The organism is Chamaesiphon sp. OTE_75_metabat_556 (assembly GCF_031378165.1).
Taxonomy (GTDB): Bacteria; Cyanobacteriota; Cyanobacteriia; order Cyanobacteriales; family Chamaesiphonaceae; genus Chamaesiphon.
The window spans coordinates 1-1,988 of the sequence record NZ_JANNDR010000534.1; the positions used below are offsets into that span (position 1 = coordinate 1).

Here is a 1,988-nt window from a genome sequence, read left to right on the forward strand (position 1 = left end):
CGTGCAATATTCTCCGAATTCTGCGTTTCCCCCTAACTGAAGGTTTACGACGCAAGCCCAGAGCCTTTATTTATTGCACTTGGCAGCAAGAGTTATTACCCACTCCAGCGTTTCGAGAACGGTGGTTAGAATTAACCGCTCAGTTCGACCTAGACACTGCTGCTGTGTTGATGGTTGAAGCTTTATATATTGCCGCGACCCAAAACCAGGAAGTGGCTGTTGCCGACTATCTGGAACGGGAATTGACAGCTCAAACTCTCAATTTTAAACAACTTCAACAGCACTTTCGTCAGGATGCTCCCAAGAGTTTGCCACAATTGACCGTCACACAACACGATCTCTCCAGTTATGACCAACTCATTGAATCCCAGCCCCCTCAACAACAACATAGTCTCGAACGCACCACTGCCCTCAACGACAGCCCTGAGTCCTCACCAGCACCTGATGCTCCACCTCAAACAGCTCCGATTGACTCACATGCTCGCGCACTGGGAATCTATCGAACACCAAGCTATGCAGGGGCAATGGTCTTATGCCAAATTCTTACTGGCATTATGCGAACAAGAGACACAACGCCGCAACGATCTGCGGTTGCAAGGAGCACTTGCCGAGGCTCAAATTCCCAGCGCAAAAAGTTTTTCCAACTTTGATTTTACTCATTGTCCTAACTTCAATCCTGCTCCACTGATGCAGTTAGCTGAAGATGTCACCTGGTTGGAGCGGGCAGGCAATTGTCTGATGTTTGGCCCTTCTGGTGTCGGTAAAACTCATTTGGCTGCTGGTTTGACTCGTCGAATGGTGGAGTTGGGTAAGCCGGCTAAGTTCTTCGCTGCCAATGCTTTGGTGCAGGAGTTGCAGCACGCTAAACTGCAATTACAACTGCCAGCTTTACTCAGGAAGTTAGATCGTTTTGACTTGCTGGTGCTTGACGATCTGGGCTATGTCAAAAAGTCTGAGGCGGAGACCTCCGTGCTGTTTGAGTTAATCGCTCATCGCTATGAGCGGAAAAGCTTACTCATCACTGCTAATCAGCCTTTCAGCCAATGGGATTCGATTTTTTCAGATTCGATGATGACGGTCGCTGCTGTCGTTGGCGTAGCCTACCGGAGGTAATCGATTGGTGCATCATGGCACGATTTTTGAAATCAAGTCTGATAGCTATCGTCGTCAGGTTGCTAGCGATCGTTTGAATAACTCTCCTTCCTAACTGCTCTATTTTTTTGTGCTTCTAACGCAAGCGATCTGTACTTGTCATTTCGATCTGAGGAAAGCTTTCGCGTCACCTATCCGACAATAACCTGTCGCGTCACGTCTAACCACTTGACATTTAACAATTACTCTGGTAAGAAAAAGTTGACGAGACTATTAAATTATTCGGTGATTGTACTCTCAAGCAAGCTGAAAACTTTTGTGTTTATCTAGAGAAACATCGTCATCGTATAATTAATTATTATTATTTTCAAGCTGAACAAATTTGTTCGATTGGTTCTGGTTCCATTGAGTCTGCAATTAAGCAGATTGATCGCCGGACTAAAATCTCTGGAGCACAGTGGAAATTTGAAAATGTTCCTCAAGTATTAGCGCATCGCTGCGCTTACCTTAACGGTTTAATTTGCGATCGCTAAATAAAAAGTGGGATGCTCCCGGTGATGGGTTTATGTTTGCTCGTTTACAGTCTCGGCCAACGTTCACTGCGTCAAGCTTTGGACAATGCTCAACAAACTGTTAAGAATCAAGTGGGTAAGTCTACTGCTAAACATACCCTCCGATGGATGTTTCAATGTTTCATGTCGATTCATTTGCTTACTATTGCCGGGGCCAAGCACATCACCAATCTCAAAACTGAGCGGTTATAGATTCTCCAGTTCTTTGGTGCTCCTTGCCGTAAATACTATCTCCTTTCTTGATTTACCTGCGGAATGTGGGATAAAATATAAGTAATCTAGCTAGATTATGCTAAAAAAGCAAAGAAGCCGATGTCATCAGAC

Annotated in this window: 3 pseudogenes; all 3 read left to right on the forward strand. The window is 45.1% G+C overall.

What is annotated here, in order from left to right:
* Positions 1-444: 444 nt before the first annotated feature.
* Positions 445-1,207 (forward strand): annotated as a pseudogene (gene istB, locus RMO27_RS21145) (IS21-like element helper ATPase IstB).
* A 142-nt stretch (positions 1,208-1,349) separates the two neighbouring features.
* A pseudogene (locus RMO27_RS21150) lies at positions 1,350-1,625 on the forward strand (ISKra4 family transposase); the annotation flags it as partial.
* 21 nt (positions 1,626-1,646) lie between these two features.
* Positions 1,647-1,856, forward strand: a pseudogene (locus tag RMO27_RS21155) (IS1634 family transposase); the annotation flags it as partial.
* Positions 1,857-1,988 lie beyond the last annotated feature (132 nt).